At 73.0% G+C, this 18406-nt stretch carries 18 protein-coding genes; 7 read left to right on the top strand and 11 right to left on the bottom strand.

Annotated features, from left to right (window positions below; translation table 11 throughout):
• Nucleotides 1-16: 16 nt before the first annotated feature.
• The 4 genes from ACQPZK_RS29735 to ACQPZK_RS29750 all read right to left on the bottom strand — a co-directional run bounded on the left by ACQPZK_RS29735 (nucleotide 17) and on the right by ACQPZK_RS29750 (nucleotide 4530).
• Nucleotides 17-1774 (bottom strand): hypothetical protein, encoded by a 1758-nt coding sequence (locus ACQPZK_RS29735; RefSeq protein WP_433536049.1) that lies wholly within the window; start codon nucleotides 1772-1774, stop codon nucleotides 17-19.
• A gap of 109 nt (nucleotides 1775-1883) precedes the next feature.
• Entirely contained in the window at nucleotides 1884-2888 is a 1005-nt protein-coding gene (locus tag ACQPZK_RS29740; RefSeq protein WP_433536050.1) for a glycine betaine ABC transporter substrate-binding protein, read from the bottom strand.
• Between the two features lie 221 nt (nucleotides 2889-3109).
• Nucleotides 3110-3847, bottom strand: a complete 738-nt coding sequence (locus ACQPZK_RS29745; protein ID WP_433536051.1) for an ABC transporter permease — start codon at nucleotides 3845-3847, stop codon at nucleotides 3110-3112.
• Complete coding sequence (locus ACQPZK_RS29750) at nucleotides 3844-4530, bottom strand: ABC transporter permease (protein ID WP_433536052.1); 687 nt, start codon at nucleotides 4528-4530, stop codon at nucleotides 3844-3846. Before ACQPZK_RS29750 ends, ACQPZK_RS29745 begins: the two co-directional genes overlap by 4 nt.
• Nucleotides 4531-4532: 2 nt before the next feature.
• On the opposite strand from ACQPZK_RS29750, the gene ACQPZK_RS29755 reads away from it, so the two are divergent.
• Nucleotides 4533-5528, top strand: a complete 996-nt coding sequence (locus ACQPZK_RS29755) for an ABC transporter ATP-binding protein (protein ID WP_433536053.1) — start codon at nucleotides 4533-4535, stop codon at nucleotides 5526-5528.
• Nucleotides 5529-5673: 145 nt separating this feature from the next.
• On the opposite strand, the gene ACQPZK_RS29760 is transcribed toward ACQPZK_RS29755, so the two are convergent.
• The 7 genes from ACQPZK_RS29760 to folP form a co-directional block, all read right to left on the bottom strand.
• Nucleotides 5674-6174, bottom strand: coding sequence for a hypothetical protein (locus ACQPZK_RS29760; protein WP_433536054.1), 501 nt, complete (start codon nucleotides 6172-6174; stop codon nucleotides 5674-5676).
• A gap of 56 nt (nucleotides 6175-6230) precedes the next feature.
• Nucleotides 6231-6539 (bottom strand): hypothetical protein, encoded by a 309-nt coding sequence (locus ACQPZK_RS29765; protein WP_355052488.1) that lies wholly within the window; start codon nucleotides 6537-6539, stop codon nucleotides 6231-6233.
• Nucleotides 6540-6591: 52 nt separating this feature from the next.
• Nucleotides 6592-7806, bottom strand: a complete 1215-nt coding sequence (locus ACQPZK_RS29770; protein ID WP_433536055.1) for an ABC transporter permease — start codon at nucleotides 7804-7806, stop codon at nucleotides 6592-6594.
• A gap of 118 nt (nucleotides 7807-7924) precedes the next feature.
• Nucleotides 7925-8455, bottom strand: a complete 531-nt coding sequence (locus ACQPZK_RS29775; protein WP_433536056.1) for a DUF3180 domain-containing protein — start codon at nucleotides 8453-8455, stop codon at nucleotides 7925-7927.
• Nucleotides 8456-8474: 19 nt separating this feature from the next.
• The gene (gene folK / locus ACQPZK_RS29780) at nucleotides 8475-9002 is read right to left on the bottom strand and encodes a 2-amino-4-hydroxy-6-hydroxymethyldihydropteridine diphosphokinase (RefSeq protein WP_433536057.1); all 528 of its coding nucleotides are present in this window, start codon (nucleotides 9000-9002) and stop codon (nucleotides 8475-8477) included.
• Entirely contained in the window at nucleotides 8999-9364 is a 366-nt protein-coding gene (folB, locus tag ACQPZK_RS29785) for a dihydroneopterin aldolase (protein ID WP_433536058.1), read from the bottom strand. The genes folK and folB overlap by 4 nt, the downstream gene beginning before the upstream one ends.
• Entirely contained in the window at nucleotides 9361-10248 is an 888-nt protein-coding gene (gene folP, locus ACQPZK_RS29790) for a dihydropteroate synthase (RefSeq protein WP_433536059.1), read from the bottom strand. Before folP ends, folB begins: the two co-directional genes overlap by 4 nt.
• A 345-nt stretch (nucleotides 10249-10593) precedes the next feature.
• Here folP and ACQPZK_RS29795 point away from each other — a divergent pair, with 345 nt between their 5' ends.
• Genes ACQPZK_RS29795 through ACQPZK_RS29820 form a run of 6 tightly spaced genes read left to right on the top strand, consistent with a single transcriptional unit; the run spans nucleotide 10594 to nucleotide 18394 of the window.
• On the top strand, nucleotides 10594-10908 hold the full coding sequence (locus ACQPZK_RS29795) for a hypothetical protein (RefSeq protein WP_053654780.1): 315 nt from the start codon (nucleotides 10594-10596) through the stop codon (nucleotides 10906-10908).
• Nucleotides 10909-10921: 13 nt separating this feature from the next.
• A complete protein-coding gene (locus ACQPZK_RS29800; protein WP_393221499.1) occupies nucleotides 10922-11284 on the top strand; it encodes a hypothetical protein in 363 nt (120 codons plus the stop codon).
• 46 nt (nucleotides 11285-11330) lie between these two features.
• Complete coding sequence (locus tag ACQPZK_RS29805; protein WP_433536060.1) at nucleotides 11331-14714, top strand: ATP-binding protein; 3384 nt, start codon at nucleotides 11331-11333, stop codon at nucleotides 14712-14714.
• A 1-nt stretch (nucleotide 14715) separates the two neighbouring features.
• Nucleotides 14716-16668: an MFS transporter gene (locus ACQPZK_RS29810; RefSeq protein WP_433536061.1), complete on the top strand. Its 1953-nt coding sequence runs from the start codon at nucleotides 14716-14718 to the stop codon at nucleotides 16666-16668.
• On the top strand, nucleotides 16665-17222 hold the full coding sequence (locus tag ACQPZK_RS29815) for a hypothetical protein (protein WP_433536062.1): 558 nt from the start codon (nucleotides 16665-16667) through the stop codon (nucleotides 17220-17222). The genes ACQPZK_RS29810 and ACQPZK_RS29815 overlap by 4 nt, the downstream gene beginning before the upstream one ends.
• A complete protein-coding gene (locus ACQPZK_RS29820; RefSeq protein WP_433536063.1) occupies nucleotides 17219-18394 on the top strand; it encodes a M23 family metallopeptidase in 1176 nt (391 codons plus the stop codon). Before ACQPZK_RS29815 ends, ACQPZK_RS29820 begins: the two co-directional genes overlap by 4 nt.
• Nucleotides 18395-18406 lie beyond the last annotated feature (12 nt).

An 18406-nucleotide genomic window follows, 5' to 3' on the forward strand; every position in this document is an offset into this window, starting at 1 on the left:
GCGGTCGGCCGAACCGTCAGCGCCAGCGGTCGGTGACCGGCGCGCCGCCGGCGCGGGGCGCGTCGTCCTGCGGCGGGTATCCGTACCGTTCCTCGACCCGGCGGCGGCCACCCCGCTCGGGGGCGGGTTCCGGCTCGTAGCCGCGCTGACGCGGCGGACGCCACTCGTCCGGTACGGGCACCCCGCCGACCGGCAGCTCCGGCCGGCGCTCGTCCTGCCAGCGCGGATCCTCCTGGCGGCGGGCGTCCTCGTGACGGCGCGGGTCCTCGTGACGGCGTGCCTCTTCGTGGCGGACGGACGCCCAGCGGTCCGCCATCCGGTACTCGGTGCCCGTGGCATCGGCGTGCACCTCGGCCCGGCGTTCCCCGACGTGCAGCTCTCGGCCGTTGTCGTCGTCGCGGACCGCCGCCCACCGGTCGCCGGCCCGCAGCTGGGACCAGTACTCGCCGGTGTCGTCCGCGCGCAGGGCGGGACCGGGCTGCGGGGCACCGGCACGTTCCGGCTCGGCCTGCTCCGACCAACCCCGGCGCTGCGCCCGACCGTCCCATGCCGACTCGTCGGCCGGTGCGTACGCGTCGCGCTGGTCGGTCCACTCCGGCTCGTCGCCGCGAGCCGTCCAGCGCGGCTCCTCGTGGCCACGCTCAGGCCCGCCCCATCCCGAACCCTCGCGAGGGCCCGCCGGAGCCGACTCCCCCCGAGGGGCCTGCTGCGTACCCCAGGACCGGTCGTCGGCGCGGCGGTCGCGGTCGTCGGCGGCGTACGCGGACCGGGACTCCTGCGCGTCATCCCAGGAAGGGGCACGCCCCTGGGCGCCGCCACCCCGGGTCCACTCCTGGGCCGGCGGCGTCCACTGGCCGGCGTACCCACCCCCGTAGCGCCCACCCGACTCGGCCGGGCCGCCGTCGACGACGGTGTGCCGCGTCGTGACGTGCACGGTCTCGGTGTGCCGCACAACGCCAACCGGCCGGTGCGTCGGCTCCGGGCGGTCGCGCTCACGCGGGCGGTCGTACTCGCGTGGCGGGTTGTACTCCCGCGCTCGGTCGTGCTCCGGCGGGCGCGCGGCGGCGCCGTACACGTTGCCGGCGGGGGCCTCGGGAGCCTCGGCGGCGCGGTGCCGGTACGCCGGTTCGTCGTCGGCGCGCTCGTCGCGACCCCACCGACCGGCCGACTCGTCCGGCGCCGGCACCCGAACCCGAGGGGCGTCCTCGTCCGTGGCCGGCCCTGGAACCCGGCCGGCGGCCTCGCCCGGAGCCGGTACCCGCACCCGGGCGACCGGGGTGTCGCCGGGGAGCGGTACCCGACTGCGCGCGGGTGGGGTGTCGTCCACCGACTCGACCGCCGGCACGCGGGCACGGCTGGCCGCCGCCGGCTCGGCTGCCGGAGCGCCGCCGGCGAGGGCCGCGCCGGTGGCGTCGAGGCGGCGACGGATGGCGGCGATCCCCTCCTGGGCGCGCTGCGCCTGGTCGAGCGCCTGGTTGCCGCGCTGCGCGGCGGCCACGATCTCGGCGCGCAACTCCCGGCGCAACTCCTCGATCTCGTCCAGCAGCTCGTCGGTCCGCGCCGCTGCGCCGTCACCGTCGGGGCGCAGCGCGATGGAGAGACCGATCAGGACCACCGCCACGATGGCGAGCACGGCCGCGAGACGCAGGGGACCGTTGCCGTCAGCCACCAGGAGTATCAACGCCGCGACGGGCGCCAGGGCCACGCCGCCCCAGAAGAGCACGGTCAGCAGGAGTGGTTGACGCCGGGCGTCGGGGGTGACCGGGGCTGGCATGGAAGTGCAGCCTACCGACGATCCGCACCGGAGGGAACGGGTCCCCGGACGCACGGACGCCCCTGCCCCGCGCGGGGGAAGGGGCGTTCGTGACGCGCAGGAAGGGGCCTCAGCTCGTGGCGAAGGCGCTGTCCGAGGAGAAGACCAGACCCACGCTGATCTTGCCCTCCCGCAGACCGTTCTTGGTCAACGGTCCGCCCTGGTCGAGCGAGGAGAACGAGCCCACCGACAGGCCGTAGGTCTTCTCCAGGCCCGGCTTGCAGAACGGCCGCTGCTGGCACTCCGGCGGGCCGCCCAGCACCGTGGCGCTGCCGGAGCACTTCGCGGCCAGTTCGGAGAGGGTCCGCACGCCGTACTTGTCGGCGAACTCCTGGGTCACCGCGAAGGCGTTCTGGTCCTGCGCGGCAGCCGGCGCGCCGAAGGTGATGCCCACCTTGTCGCCCTCCGCCTTGAGCGCCGTCACCGTGGTGTTGATGTCGGGCGAGGAGACGGGCGGAGGGTTCTGGCCGTTGGCCTTGGTGTTGAGGAACTCGGCCATGGTCGAGGCGTACTCCGGGACGACCTGGACCTCGCCCTTCTCCAGCGCCGGCTCGTACAGTTCCCGGTTGCCGATCTGCTGCACCTTGACCTGGTAACCGGCGGCGGTGAGCGTGATGCGGTACAGCTCGCCCAGGATCTGGCTCTCGCTGAAGTTGGCGGCGCCCACCACGATCTCGCCGCCCGGGCCCTTGGCGATGCCCGCGGTGAGGTTGTTGGCGCCGGCGAACTCCTCGGCGGCGACCTTGGGGGTCTTGCGGTCGACGTCGACGGCCTTGTTGAGCTGGACCAGCTTCGGCGTGTCGAGCGCCGCGGAGACCTTGTCCAACGCGGCGATCAGCTGTGGGTTGGCCGCCTTGCTGTTGACCGCCGGAATGACGTTGTCGGAGTTCTGGAGCTTCTTGTCGTCGGTCAGAGCGATGAGCTGCTTGCCGGCGACCGGTGCGCACCCGGCACCCGAGGCGCTGGTCTGGGGGGCGTCGGTGCCGGACGAGCCGGCGTCCCCACACCCGGTGAGAAGTGCTGCCCCGGCGACGACGCCGACGGCGCCGATCGCGAGACGTGTACGTGCGCGCATATGTGCCGCCCGCCTTCCGTGTCCCGGCGCGACCCGTCCCGGGCCGGCCGCGTGTCCGACGGGCGATCCTGGATCTCGGTCGCCCGCAATTCCCACCCAACATGGTCCACGGCCGACCGACAACTCGGGATGGGCTTCGTCACCGCATCGTCACCGACCGGCCCGCCGCTGGTCGCCGCTTCGGCGTCCACTCACCCGGACGGACCACGCCCGGTGCCGCGTCAGGCCCGGCCGGTGGCGTCGGCGGGGCGCGGACGGCCCGAGCGCTGCCGGCCCCGGCGCAGCGGACGCGGGGTCACCACCCGTTCGACGATCCCGAGCAGCAGTTCGGCCAGCAGCGCCAGCCCGGCCACGAGCACACCACCGGCCACGATCTGCCCACCGCCGACGGCGATGCTCAGACCGAACCCGGTGCGGATGATCTCGCCAAGCCCGCCGCCGTTGACGAAGGAGGCCAGCGCGGCCGTGGCGATGACCTGCACGGCCGCGGTCCGGAAGCCGGCGGCCAGGTACGGCACCGCCAACGGCAGCTCCACCCGCCGCAGCAACTGCCCGCCGGACAGGCCCATCCCCCGGGCCGCGTCGCGTGCCTCCGGGTCCACCTGGCGTACGCCGGTGTAGGCGTTGGCCAGCAACGGCGGTACGGCGAAGACAGCGAGCGCCACCACCACCGGCGTACGCCCGAAGCCGAGGAACGTCAGCGGCAGGATGGTCAGCAGCGCCAGGGTGGGGATGGCCAGGGTGGCGTTGGACACCAGCACCACGAGACCACCGCCCCGACCGGCGTGCCCGAGCCAGAGCCCGACCGGCCAGGCCACCAGGCAGCCGAGCGCCACCGCCAGGGCGGAGATCGTCAGGTGCTCGCCGAGACGGTCCAGGATGCCGCCGGGGTTCGTCCAGTTCAGCGGGTCGTTGAGCCAGAGAACCCCCTGCCGCAGCGGGTTCTCGGCGGCGCTCACCGGACGCTCCGAGCGGCCCAGGGGGTGACCAGCCGGCCGACGAGGACCAGCAGCAGGTCCAGCAGCACCGCCAGCGCCACGCAGAGCACCGTCCCGGTCATGATCTCGGCCTTGTAGAGGTTGTTCTGGAAGCCCGCGAAGATCAGTTGCCCGAGCCCACCGTGCCCGACCAGCACCCCGACCGTGACCAGCGCGACCGTCGACACGGTGGCCAGTCGCAGCCCGGTCAGGATGCCCGGGATGGCCAGCGGGAGGTCGATCCGGAACAGCCGCCGCCACCGGCCGTAGCCCATGCCCTCGGCGGCCTCGCCGACCTCGGGCGGCACCTGGTTGAGCCCCGCCACCACGTTGCGCACGATCAGCAGCAGCGCGTACAGGACCAGCCCGACCAGTACGGTGGTGGCGCCGGTCCCCAGGTACGGCGCGATGAAGGCGAACAACGCCAGCGACGGGATGGTGTAGATCACTCCGGTGACGCCGAGGATCGGGCCGGCCAACGGGCGGACCCAGTACGCGAGCACGGACAACGGCAGGGCGATGAGCACCGCGATCAGCACCGCGCGTCCGGTGAGGGAGGCGTGTTCGCGCACGGCGGCGAGGATCGTGTCAGAGTTGTCCCGCACGTACTGCCAGGAGAACCAGGGGTTACCCGGGTCGGCCCGGTAGCTCAGGCGGAAGGACATACGTGGACGTTACCCCGGAGGCCCCCGGCGCGGCCGAATCCCCTCGTGCGGCATCGATCTCCCTACAGGGCATCCAGAAGCGCTACCCGAACGGCACCGAGGCGGTCCGGGACCTGAGCCTGGAGGTCAGGGCCGGCGAGCTGGTGGTGCTGATCGGCCCGTCGGGCTGCGGCAAGTCGACGGTGCTCCGCATGATCAACCGCCTGATCGAGCCGACGGCCGGGCGGATCATGCTCGGCGACGAGGACGTCACGGACGCCGATCCGGTACGGCTACGCCGCCGGATCGGCTACGTCATCCAGAACGTCGGCCTCTTCCCACACCAGACGGTCCGGGCGAACGTCGCCACCGTCCCGGGTCTGCTCCGCTGGTCCCGGGACCGCACCCGCGCCCGGGTCGACGAACTGCTCGACCTGGTCGGTCTGGACCCGTCCGAGTTCGGCCGCCGCTATCCGCACGAACTGTCGGGCGGCCAGCGGCAGCGGGTCGGCGTGGCCCGCGCGCTCGCCGCCGACCCGGTGGTGCTGCTGATGGACGAGCCGTTCTCGGCCGTGGACCCGATCGTCCGGGCCCGCCTGCAGGAGGAGTTCCTCCGCCTCCAGGCCGAGGTCCGTAAGACGATCGTCCTGGTCACCCACGATCTCGACGAGGCCGTCCGGCTCGGCGACCGGATCGCGGTGCTGTCCGAGGGCGGGCACCTCGAGCAGTACGACACGCCGGCCGCGTTGCTCGGCGCCCCCGCCACCGCGTTCGTCCGTGAGTTCGTCGGCGCCGACCGGGGCATCCGCCGGTTGGCGGTCACCCCGCTCGACCGGGAGTCCCTGGAGCCCGTCCCCGGCGACGCCCCCGCGGACCTGCCCACCGTGGGGCTGGACGGCACGGCGTACGACGCCCTGGCGGCACTGCTGACCTCGGGACAGGACCGGCTCCTGGTGACCGACGACGGCCGCCCGGTGGGCGCGCTCACCCGTCAGAGCCTGCTGGGCCTGGGGCGCTAGGCCGAGCCTGCTCGGCGTTGCTGGTGAGGCCCGGCCTCCGCTCCGCTTGTCTGGCCGGCTGGCTGGCCCGGGTCGGGTCGGGTCGCCAGGCCCAGCGTGGCCGGCTGGCTGGCCCGACCTGGGGGGCCAAGCCCAGCGTGGCCGGCTAGGCGCGGCCGCCGAGGCTCGCGGTGCCGATGATCCAGCCGGTGAGGAAGCCGTAGCCGGCGCCGCCGCTCGCGTCCTGCATCGCCTTCAGCAGCGACGGGTCCGGACCGAGCAGCGCCGCCAGCACGGCGGCGAGCCCGCCGGCCAGCACGTACGCGGCCCAGCCGGAGAAGAACTGGCTGACCGGGCCGGGTACCCGGGCCACCTGCGCGGCGGGCAGCAGATAGAGCAGCGCCACCGCGAGGAGGACCAGCGCGACGGCCCGCAGGTCGGCGGCGAACAGACCGCCGGCCTGTCCGTCCGCGTCCAGTCGCCAGGCCGGCCAGGCGAGCAGGCGCAGGTAGAAACCGCCCGCCGAGGTCGGGTCGGTCAACGTCGCGGCGGCCCAACCCGTGTACGCCGGGCTGCCGCAGACGCCGACCAGCAGCAGTACGGCGAGCGCGCCGGTGCCGGCGGCCGTGCCGTAGCCCCTGACCGGGCCCGTACGGACGAGTCCCATGATCCGCCCAGGGCCCCTCCCGGCCGACCGGGCGGACCTGGGCTGCGGCGGACGGCTCAGTGCTTCAGCAGGTAGTCGATGAAGGCGGCCCGCAGCAGCGGCGCCGACTCCTCGTAGCCGTGCCCGGTCAACTCCCGCCACAACGCGTTCGCCTCGTCGATCGTCGGGCCGATCGAGTTCGGCGCGCCGTCCAGCACCGTGGCCTCGTCCGCGTTCGGCAGGTGTCGCAGCACCGACCAGTAGAAGCCCACGTCGCGGCGCTCCCGGGCCAGGGCGAACGCCCGCTCCCGCAGTTCCTCCGTGGACAGCGCGTCGAGTTCCTCGAACGAGGTTCCGCCGGGGGCGGCGGCTGGTGTGTCGGTCATGCGGCGAGCCTAACGGTCGAGATCACCCCCGGCTCGGCGGACGCCACACGGCTCACCGGTCGCCGGCATCCCAGCGCCGCGGGCCGTCCTCCCAGCGGGGATCACGCCACGGGTCGGCCGGTTCCGGAGCGGGTTGCGTCGGCAGCGTCGGCGGCCAGTTGTCGGCCGGGTGGGGCCGGGGCACGCTCCACCCGGAGCTGATCGTGCCGTCGCCGACCGGCTCGGGCTTCTCCACGGCACCCGGCCGGGGCCGCCCGAACGTCTCGACCAGCCGGGTCACCAACAGCCCGACACCGAGCGCCACCCCGCCCACCGCCCAGCGACCCACCGACCAGTCGCGCTCCGGCGCGTACGCCTCGAAGACGACGACCAGGCCGACCGCCAGCAGCGTGCCGAACACGCCACCACGCCGGCCGTACGCGCTGGTGCCGCCGAGCAGGGACACGCCGATGGCCAGTACGGTCCAGTCCAGCCCGGAGGTGGGGGTGACCACGCCGGGAGGGTTGGCAGCGAGCAGGACGCCGGCGAGCGCGGCCAGCACGGTGGAGCCCACCAGCGCCAGCGCGGTGACCACGGCGGCCAGCGCGCCCCGCCGGCGGGCCGGATCGGCGACCGGCCGGTACCGACCCACCAGCCGGCGGATCGCCCGGATCGCGCCGAACAGACCGGCGAGGACCGCCACGGCGGCGAACCCGGCGAAGAGGTAACCGGCCGTACGCCTCGGGTCGTAGTCCCCCTGCACCAGCACCGGAGCCGACCGGCGTTCGATGTACACCACCACCCCGGCGGCACCGGCCAGACTCGCCGCCCACGCGGGCACCTGCAACGCCACCACGGCGAGCGCCAGCACGAGACCACCCGCCGCGGCGACCACGACCGCCGACCCGACGGACGTGGCCAGGCCCCGGTCGCCCTGCTCCGCGTAGTGCAGCGCGGCGGCGACCGCCACCGGGCCGACGGCGAGGTTGGGAGCGGCGGTGCGCAGGCTCAGCCCGGCGGCCAGAGCGAGCAGCCCCAGGCCGACCGCGTCGACCAGCAACGTGCGCAGGTCGTCGCCGCGCAGAGAGTCCGGATCAGCCCGCCAGAGCAGCCAGCCCAGGGCGGCCAGACCGGCCAGCAGCAGGAGTTCCCAGAACACGTGCACGCCGACGCGGTCGCGGCCCGGCTCGCCGTGGGTGGGATCGTCGAAGACGTTCTCCAGGACGGCGGCGGTAACCGCGGGCGAGGGGTCGACCGACCGCTCCCGGCCCGTGTCTTCGTACCCCATGGCACCGCCTCCCCAGTGGCCGGCCGCTTCCGTCCCGGCACCCGGTCGGACCGGGGCGGCCGTTGCTCTCCGATCGGAGGCACCGTACCCGCGGCCGGAGCCGGACGTAACCCCCTGCTCAGCGCTGGCCGGGGCGGCTCTCGCGCTGGTCCTGCTCGTGCTCGTCGTCCGGGCGCTCGGGGACGCGGCAGGAACGCTCCAGCCACAACGCGGCGCCCACCAGCGCCAGCGACGCCAGCAACCCGCCTCCGGCAGCCGGTCGGTCCTCGGTGGCGGCGCGGGTGGTCTCCACGAAGAGCCAGCCGCTGAGACCGGCGTAGAACCCGGCGAAGATGGACCCGGCCAGCGCCGACGCCTTGGCCAGCACGACGAACCGAGCGACCAGCAGCGGATTGACGGGCTCCCGACCGGGCTTGCGGTCGATGCGGCCACGCGTGTTGACGGCCGCGTACGCCTCCAGCACCGCGAGCGCGGCCAGCGTCACCACCGGCAGCCACGGCAGGCGGGGAATCCCGCTGTAGTAGAACGCGCTGATCAGCAGCCAGGCCACCGCCGCCGCAGCCAGGGCGGCCACGACCAGCGTCGAGATCCGGGTCGGGCCCATCCGCGACCCGTCGGGGCCCGGCGGTGGGGACTTCGCCTGGCTCATGCCGGCCGGCTCCACTGGGTCATGCCGTCGACTCTAACGCCAGTTCCGGCCGGGGACGCAGTTCCAGCGCGTCGTCGGCGGCCGGGCCGGAGGTGAGCAGATCGGTCAGCCAACCGTGGCCGGGCAGCCGCCCGTACGGCTGGATGTCGATCCACGGTCGCAGCACGAACGCGCGCAGGTGCGCGCGGGGATGCGGCAGGGTCAGGTCCTCGTCGTCGCTGAGCAGCGGCTCGTCGTCGTCGCCCCACACCGCGATCACGTCCACGTCGAGGGTGCGCGGCCCGAACCGCCGCCGCGGGTCACGGACCCGACCGGCCGCGCGCTCCGCCTCGTGGGCCCGCTCCAGCCAGTCGCGCGGAGTCGCGCTCTCGTCCTGGGCGAGCACCACGGCGTTGAGGTACGCGGGCTGGTCCGCGTCTCCCCACGGTGGAGTCTCGTACACCCCAGAGACCACCAGCACGGCGTCACCGAGCGTCGCGACGGCCGTCCGGAGGTGGTCCAGGCGATCACCGAGGTTGCTGCCGAGCGACAGCACGGCCCGGGTCACCGGGTACGCCCCCGCGTCATCGTGACGGCCACGTCGGTGAACGTGTGCGGCACCGGCGCCTCCGGCTTGTGCACGGTGACCGTCGCGGTGACGACCCGCTCGTCGGCCAGGCAGACCGCGAGCAGCCGATCGGCCAGGGTCTCGATCAGGTTGACCGGCTCTCCGGTCACCACCGCCACCAACCGCTCGGCCAGCTCGCCGTAGTGCACCGTGGCGGTGACGTCGTCGCTGGCGGCGGCCGGGCCGAGGTCCAGTTCCAGGACGGCGTCGACCACGAAATCCTGCCCCTGCTCCCGCTCGAAGTCGTACACCCCGTGCCGGCCGTGGGCCCGCAGGCCGGTCAGCTGGATCCGGTCGCTCATCGGATCGCCTCTTCCCGGCCCACGGTCCGGCCGTCGGGTCGGGCGGGCGTGAGGCGTGGCCGGCCGGTGGCGGCCCACACGGCGAGCGCGTCCACGGTGGCCCGCACGTCGTGCACGCGTACGCCCCAGGCGCCGGCCGCGACGGCCAGCACGCTCGTGGCCACGGTGGCGGCCTCCCGGTCTGCGGTCGGCCGGGGTGTGCCGTCGGCGGCGGCGAGCAGGCGACCCAGGTACGACTTGCGGCTGGCGCCGAAGAGCAGCGGGTGTCCGAGGTCCAGCAGTTCCCCCAGGCGCGCGCTGAGTTCCCAGTTGTGGGCGGCCGTCTTGGCGAAGCCCAGACCGGGATCGATGACGATGCGGTCGGCGGCCACCCCGGCGGCCAGCGCCGCGTCGACGCGTTGCCCGAGCTCCACGCGTACGTCGGTGACGACGTCGGTGTAGCTGGCCAGGTCGCGCATCTGCCGGGAGTGGCCACGCCAGTGCATGAGGACCCAGGGACAGCCGGCGTCCCGCACGACGCGAGCCATGTCGGGGTCGGCAAGTCCGCCGGACACGTCGTTGACCACCGCGGCCCCCGCGCCCAGCGCCGCCTCGGCCACCCGCGCGCGGCTGGTGTCGATGCTGACCGGTACCCCGGCGGCGCTCAGCTCGCGAATGACCGGCAGTACGCGTGCGGCCTCGGTCGCCGCGTCGACCCGCTCGGCGCCCGGCCGGGTCGACTCACCGCCGATGTCGACCAGGTGCGCACCGGCCTCGCGCAGACGGACGCCGTGTCCGACGGCAGCGTCGAGGTCGGCGTACCGTCCGCCGTCGGAGAAGGAGTCCGGCGTGACGTTGAGGACGCCCATCACCACCGGGCCCGGAGCCCGTACCAGATCGGTCACGACTAGACGGTACCGGTCGTGCCGACGGAGCTCGGCGACCCGGGTCGACCATCCCTGACGTGCATATTGAAACAGGTGTACGATCGGTCGTCCGGGCAGCAACGGGCAGGCCCTTCGCGGCTTGTCGCAATCCGGGGCGGCCCGTACGCTTTGGAATTGGCCAGCATGGAGATGGCGAAGTCTGGAGGGAGGGCCGAAGCGGGGAAAAACCGCCCAAAGCTCGCCACTCTTCGTGGTGAGTAACGAACACAGGGTCGAAATAGCTGCGCTATGTCAGCAGATTTCCCGCCAGGCTTGCCTACTGCACCGCCGCGGCTCCGCCGGCCGCGATATGGGGAGGTTCCAGTGATCGCCTTCGAGCTCATGGAGACGGCGTCGTCCGGCGTCGCCCACGCGCTCTCCACCCTGGCGTCGGCTCCGCTCGCCGAGCCGGCACCGAAGGGGATCGACACCAACGGTGTGGTCACCTTCTTCGCCAGCAAGATCGCACCGATCCTGCTCGCGGTCCTGGGCGTCATCTTCATCGGTCGCGCCAGCCGGGGCGAGATTTCCAAGGTCCTGACGAGCTCGGCGATCGCCATCGTCGGGCTGGCCTTCATCGCCGGCGCGGCAACACTCTTCTTCGTCGGCGATTACCTAATCGACCTAATCTTCGAATAGGCGCGGTCACCAGATGCGGCTGCGCACCGACGACGACATCTACCGGGCCCGCCTGGTCTACCTCGGGCCGCCCGGCTACACCCTTCCGGTCCACCTGCCCTACGCCCAGTACGGGCTCTTCATCCTGCTCGTCCCCCTCTACATGTTCATCCACTGGCTGTTCACGTTGACGGTCGACCTCTTCCCTGCCTGGGAGATCGCGCTCGCCATCGTGACCACGTCGTTCATCTTCCGGCACGTCGATCCGGACCGGCCGGCGCGGGTGGTCATCCGCACCGCGCTGACCGACTGGCGACGTACCCGGGAGCCGGCGGTCGAGCAGCGCGACCCGCGCCTGGTCGGCAGCCGGATCAGGATCCGGGAGGAGCTGGCATGACCGGGGCTACGTCGATCGGTCTGTTTCACGCGGGTGAGGCGGTCGCATGAGTCGCTCTTCCACGCCGGGTTCCCCGGCCGGCCGCCCGGCCGTGCCGGCCAGTCACCGTGCGCAGTCGTTCGACTACCCCGAGGCCGAGGATGAGGTCGCGCTCGACCCCGCGCTGGTGACCTCGCCCGGCCACGGCGCGGTCGGCGTGTTCCAGGCGCCCCGGCCGGTCAGCCGCCGGACGCCCCCCGCCGAGCCCAGCGCGGTCTCGGCCGGCGAGAACGCCGACATCGACTCGCCATTTCTCGACCTGTTCGGCGGCGCGCGGCCCGCTGGGCCCCGGGCCGTGACCGCGGCGCCCGCCGGCAGCCGCCAGCCGGCGATCCCCCAGCAGCCGGCGACACCGGCCCGGCCGGCTCCCGAGCTGGAGCCGCCGTGGACGCCTGACGACTCCTCCGGCGTCGGCCGACGGGCCGACACCCACCCGGCCGGCGAGACCCGCGTGCCACATCAGACGGGCGACCGACGGCCGACGCTGCACGCCTCGCCCGAAGGCGAGCGGACCACCACAGGGGCCTCCGCGTCGACGGCCACCGGCCCGGCGCCCCGGGCGTCCAGCACCACACCCGTCCCATCGCCAACCGAGCGGCCGACCGCGCCGGCCGAGCAGCCGAGCGCGCCGGCCGAGCAGCCGAGCGCGCCGGCGGCACGCTCGACCAGCGCCGCCCCGAGTGACCAGCCGGCTCTGGAACGCGCACCGGGCCGCACCGGGTCGGAGCGGCCCAAGGGAGCGGGTCGAGAGGTCGTCACGCCCCGCCAGCGGACCGCCAACCGTCAGGACCGGCCGATCAAGCCGGTCCGGGTCCGCGCCCCGAAGATCAAGTTCGGTGACCGGGACCCGTCGGTCGAGCTGGCCATCACCGAGATCGCCGGCCACCTGACCTTCACGCCGAACACGGTGACCGCCTGGTACTGGCTGCCCGAGGTGCGCTGGGCCTTCCGCCCGGACGCCGAACGCGAGGCGCTGCTGTCGGCGATCTCCGAGCAGTACGCGGGCCTCGCCGGCTTCCGGCTGCACCTGCGGCGGACCACCCGGCCGTTCCCTGCCGACGAGTGGGCCCGCACCATCGACACCCACACCGCCGCGCCGCTGCCCGACGTTCCCGGCACGACCGGCTGGGCGGACCACCTCGTCGCCGCCCAACGGCACCTGATGGCGGTCAACCATGCCGAGGGGCAGACCTACCTGGGCGTCACCTTCGCCCGACGCTCCCTCGGCGACTCCATGACCGAACGGCTGCTGCGCACCTTCGGCCGGGGCACGGCCGAGGGTGAACGCCGCAAGCTGGGCCGCACGGTCGAGCAGTTCGACGAGGTGCTGGGCGCGTTCGGCATGCGCGGCCGACGGGTCACCGCGCAGGAGCTGGAGTGGCTGCTCTACCGCTCGGTCGCGCTCTGCATGGCGCCCCCGGGGCGACTCTCGCCCGTGACCGACGGGCAGTGGGAGCGCGGTGACCTGCTCGCCCTCACCGAACAGGTCGAGCGCTACCGCACCCCGTACGGCTCGACCGTCAAGCTGGTGAACCGGATGACCGGCGAGGAACGGCACGTGGCCGTACTCGCCGTCGGCCGGATGGAACCGCTGGAGATCCCGGAACGGCACGAGCCGTGGCTGCACTTCCACGAACGACTGCCCTGGCCGATGGAGATCTCCACCCGGGTCGACATCCTCGGCTCCGGCGACTCGTTCCGTAACCTCGAACACCGACTCCGCATGATCCGCTCCCAGCAGCTCGACTACGCCGAGCACGGCATCGACGCGCCGCCGGAGCTGGAACGCCTCGCCAAACGGGCGCTGGTGATCGGCGACGAGATGACCACCGGGCTACCTGTCGACTCGGCGCGCGCACACGGCTGGCACCGCATCGCGGTCGGCGGCCGGACCAGAGAGGAGTGCCTGGAGCGGGCCCGCCGGCTCATCCAGCTCTACTCCCGGGAGCTGCGCATCTCGCTGCAGCACCCGAAGAACCAGGACTGGCTCGCCCGCGAGTTCATCCCCGGCGAACCGATCGCCAACACCGGCTACGTCCGCCGGATGCCCGTCCCGCTGCTCGCCGCCGCGCTCCCCCAGGCGGCCTCCACCGTCGGCGACCGCCGCGGCGACCTGATCGGTCGTACCGCCGGCACCTGCCGCCGTCCGGTCTTCCTCGACCTGCACTTCCCCATGGAGGTACGCGAACGCTCCGGGCTCGCGGTGTTCGTGGCCGAGCCGGGTGGTGGCAAGTCGACCCTGCTCGGCGCGCTGGGCTACCTCGCCGCCCGACGAGGTGTGCAGGTGACCCTCCTCGACCCGTCCGGGCCGCTGGCCCGGCTCTGCGCCATGCCCGAACTGCGCCCGTACTCCCGGGTGTTGAACCTGACCGGGTCCGAGCACGGCACCCTGGCGCCCTACTCGCTCATCCCCACCCCCCTGCGCAGCGAGTTCGCCAGCGGGGCCGCCGGCGACCGCGAGTTCGAGATCGCCGTCTCCAACGCGCGCGCCGAACGCCGCATGCTGGTCCAGGACATCTGCATGATGCTCGTGCCGCCACAGGTGGCCCGGGAGGCGTCGACCGCCACCCTGTTCCGGCACGCCGTCCGGCAGGTGCCCGCCGAGGAGACGTCCACCCTGGACGACGTGGTGAGCTGCCTCGGGCGTCTCGACGACGATGCCGGCAAGGAGTTGGCGAACCTCCTCCTCGACACCGCCGAGATGCCGCTCGCCATGCTGTTCTTCGGCCGGCCGCCCGAAGGGCTGCTCGGGGCGGACGCGGCGCTGACCGTGATCACCATGGCCGGGCTCCGACTGCCCGACCTCAAGATCGAGCGTGAGTACTGGTCGGCCGAGGAAGCCCTCGCCCTGCCGATGCTGCACACCGCCCACCGGCTCGCCGTCCGCCGCTGCTACGGCGGGTCGATGTCGTCCCGCAAACTCGTCGGCCTCGACGAGGCGCACTTCATGGAGGGCTGGCGGTCCGGACGATCGTTCCTGGTCCGGCTCGCCCGCGACTCCCGGAAGTGGAACCTCGCCGCGCTGGTCGCCTCGCAGAACCCCCGCGACATCCTCGGCCTCGACGTGCAGAACCTGGTCTCCACCGTCTTCGTCGGCCGGATCGCCGAAGACGCCGAGATCGCCTCCGAGGCGCTGCGCCTGCTGCGGGTGCCGGTCAACGACGGGTACGAGGCCACCCTGGCCTCGCTCTCCGCCGCCGACAGCAACTCGGCCTCCCGCCTCGGCTTCCGGGAGTTCGTGATGCGCGACGTCGACGGCCGGGTGCAGAAGGTCCGGGTCGACGTCTCCTACGTCGACGGCCTGCTGGACCACCTCGACACGACGCCCGCCGCGATCGCCGCGGCGGCCGGAGTCCTACCGAGCATCTCCCTGCCCGATCTGGAGGCGTGACATGGCTGGGGCCCGGGTTCGGATCGCGTCGTTCCTGCTCGCGCTCGGCGTCCTGGCGACGGCCACTCTCAGTTGGCCGCTGCTCGGCGCGGAAGCGGCCGCAGCCGCCCCACCCGTCACCCAGGCCAGAGCCGAACTCTGCACCACAGCCGAGTGGCAGGCCGACTTCCGGGCCTGCGTGGGGAAGCTCCAGGAGGTCAGCGAGGACGAGGTCAAGTGCCGTAACGCGCCGACCCCGGGCACACCCGACTCCGGCCTCGCCGGCTGGTTTGCAGCAGCACCACCGGCGGAGGCGGCGAACGGCATCGTCGGTCGCTACAGCCTCTATGGATACGCGGGCTACAGCTACAACACTTACGACATCGACGGCGGCTGCGCATCGAGCGTCCTGCACCCGGACTACAAGTTCACTACGACGATCGCAAACGGCGAGTTCATGGCCGCCACGGCGATCATCGGTGCATCGAACGCCCTGCGCGAGCGTGCCTGGGATCCCCGGTCCATGTGGGGCTGGGCCGATCCGCTGGTGGAAAAGGCGACGAAGTCCGTCTACGAGAAGGTGTTCAGCGTCTTCGGGATCGTCACGCTGTGCGTGGTGGGGCTCTACCTGCTCTGGCGCTCCCGCCAGTCGGACATGAGCAACGCGATGACAACGGCAGGCTGGGCCCTCCTCGTGATGGTCGCGGTCACGGCGCTGGCCGCCTGGCCGGTGAAGTCGGCGAACATCGCGGACGGCACGCTGATCACCAGCCTCGGTGTGGTGCACGATGCAGTGGGCCCACAAGCGAAGGAGCCGGACCCCGGCCGATGCATTGATCCGGATCGGTGCAAAGACCTGCGCACTCCGGCCGTTCGGGCCAGCGACACCGCTACCGAGACGATGCTCTATCGGAACTGGGTCCGCGGAGTCCTCGGATCGGCCGACAGCGAGACGGCTCGCAAGTACGGGCCGGCGCTGTACGACGCGAAGGCGCTGTCGTGGGACGAAGTGGAGAAACTGCGCGCCAACCCGGCCACCCGGGAGGCGACGATCAAGGCCAAGCAGCAGCAGTGGGCGCGGGTGGCCCAGCAGATCCAGACCGAGGACCCGGAGGCGTACGAGTACCTCCAAGGCGTCCGGGACATGGACCGGGTCGGGGCGGGCTTCATCGCGGTGCTGGCATCGGTGCTGTTCGCCATGTTCGACCTGACGGCGTCGCTGCTGGTCCTGCTGGGCTTCCTCATCTTCAGATGGGCGGTGATCGCGGCGCCCATCCTGGGCACCGTCGGACTGCTCCGACCCGCCAGCGCCGGCCTGCGACGGCTGGCGAACGCCGTCGTCGCCGCGATCTTCAACATCGCCATCTTCGGCACCGGGGCCGCCATCTACCTGTTCGCGGTCGATCTGATCATGAGTACGCCCACCCTGCCCGGGTGGCTCCAGGTGGTGCTGGTGTGGCTGTGCGGAGTGGTCGGTTGGCTACTGCTGCGGCCGTACCGGCGGATCACCCAGCTCGGCGGTAAGGACAGCAGCGAGGCGGTCAGTTCGGCCGGTTCCTGGCACCGCCGGTTCTTCCGAGACATGCGGGTCGCGGCGCGACTCGACGTCGTGGAGCCCGGGGGCACGGCCGAACCGGTGGGCGGGCGCCGCCGTTCACCGGATGCCGAACAGACCCGGCTGCGCCCGGAGGCACGCCGGGAGGACGCGGCCCCGGCGCCGACGCCCACCCCGGCGGGAAGCCGACGCACCGACGACGTTCGTCCGGATGGTCACGAACGCGCCGACGAAGCGCCGACCGGGGAGACGGGCGGCCGAGCCCGTCCCGTGCCGCCACAGCCCCGTCGCCGCCAACCGGCGACGTGGACCGAACCGGACGTCCCGGCGGAGAACCCCTCGTTCGTGGTCTATCGGCCGGGCTCCACGGAACGTGCGCCGGACCGCACCGGACCGCGGGTGCGCTCCGAGGCTCGGTGACAGCGATGCGACGGGCCCTGGAGTTCCTCTTCACCCGGGGGCTGCGATCCCGGCTGGGGGTGGCCGTGGTGATCGCGGTCCTCATCTTCGGGGTGATCGGAGCGGCCCGCCTGGCATCCGGTCCGCCGGACCCCACGGACGGGTTGAGCAACCGGCCGAACCGGCCGATCACCACCGTCGACCCGACGGCCGGTGACGACGGCCTCATCGCCACCGAGGCCCCACCGTCGCCGGTCACTCCGCCCGGTGCTCGCACACCGGAGCAGGTCGCCGACCGGTTCGCCTCGGCCTGGCTCGGCCGGCCCGGCATGACGGCCGACCAGTGGCAGGCCGGCCTCCGGCCGATGTCGACGCCGGCGCTGACCGAAAAGCTGGCCGGTGCCGAGCCGGGCGGGGTGCCGGCCGAGGAGGTGACCGGCCCGCCGACCGTACGGTCACGCACCGCAACCTTCGTCGAGGTGCTGCTACCGCTCGACACCGGCCGCCTCCGGTTGGAGCTGGTGATGGCGGACAAGAGTTGGCTGGTAGACGTGGTCGACTGGGAGCGGCAGTGACCGCCGGCCGAGCGGGCCGGGCTCTTCGTCGGCCGATCCGGGCCGGGGTGGTCGCCTCGGTGCTCACCGGCGTGCTGCTCCTTCTCTGCTGCACCGGGGGGACCGCGGCGTTCTTCCTCAGTGGTCTCGGGGGTGACGCGGAGAACGGTGACACCCTGGCCGGCTGGGGCTGCGGGCCCGTGCGTCCCGTCGACATCACCGGCGAGCTGCCCCGGTTCAGCGAGTACGGCGACGCGCAGGTTCGCAACGCGGCGATCATCATCAAGGTCGGCCAGGACATGGGGGTCCCCTCACGTGGTTGGGTGATCGCCCTCGCCACGGCGATGCAGGAGTCCGCCCTGCGCAACCTGGCCAACAGTGGCGTGCCCGAGTCGCTGTCCCTGCCACACGAGGGCGTCGGCGCCGACCACGACTCGTTGGGCCTCTTCCAGCAGCGTCCGGGATGGGGCTCGATCGCGGAGCGGCTGACTCCCGCGTACACCGCCCGGAAGTTCTACGAGAAGCTCGTGAAGGTTCGCAGCTGGCAGCACCGACCGCTGACCGTCGTGGCGCAGCAGGTCCAGGTCAGCGCCTATCCGGACGCGTACGCCAAGCACGAGGAGCTGGCCGGAAAGATGGTGGACGCACTCGCCGGTGGTGCGGCCCGCACCGTTCAGATCAACGGCAAGGCGGTGTGCGACGCGGCCGAGCGCGGCCAGATCGCCGCCTCCGGCTGGACAGCGCCGATCCCCGGCGACGTCGGCTCCGGCTTCCGGACCGCCGATCGGCCCAGCCACAACGGTGTCGACATCGGAGCGGCGAAGGGCACCGAGATCCGTGCCGCGGCCGCCGGCCGAGTGCTGGTTGCCCGCTGCGACCCGGACAACCGAGGACGCCGGAGCTGCGACGTGGACGGGTATCCGGGCAAGGGTGGCTGCGGCTGGTTCGTCGACATCCTGCACGCCGGTGGTTACATCACCCGTTACTGCCACATGGTGGTCCAGCCCCGCGTCTCGCCGGACCAGATCGTCCCGGCCGGCCAGGTGATCGGGCAGGTCGGCAGCAGCGGCAACTCCTCCGGGCCGCACCTGCACTTCGAGGTGCACCTGCGCAGCGACCGGTCCAGCCGGGGCGCGACCGACCCGATTCCCTTCATGCGCGCGCGTGGCGCTCCGCTGCGCGCCGCGGAGTGAGGCCGTTCCTGG

Origin of the sequence: Micromonospora sp. CA-249363 (genome assembly GCF_050950185.1) — a bacterium.
Lineage (GTDB): Bacteria > Actinomycetota > Actinomycetes > Mycobacteriales > Micromonosporaceae > Micromonospora.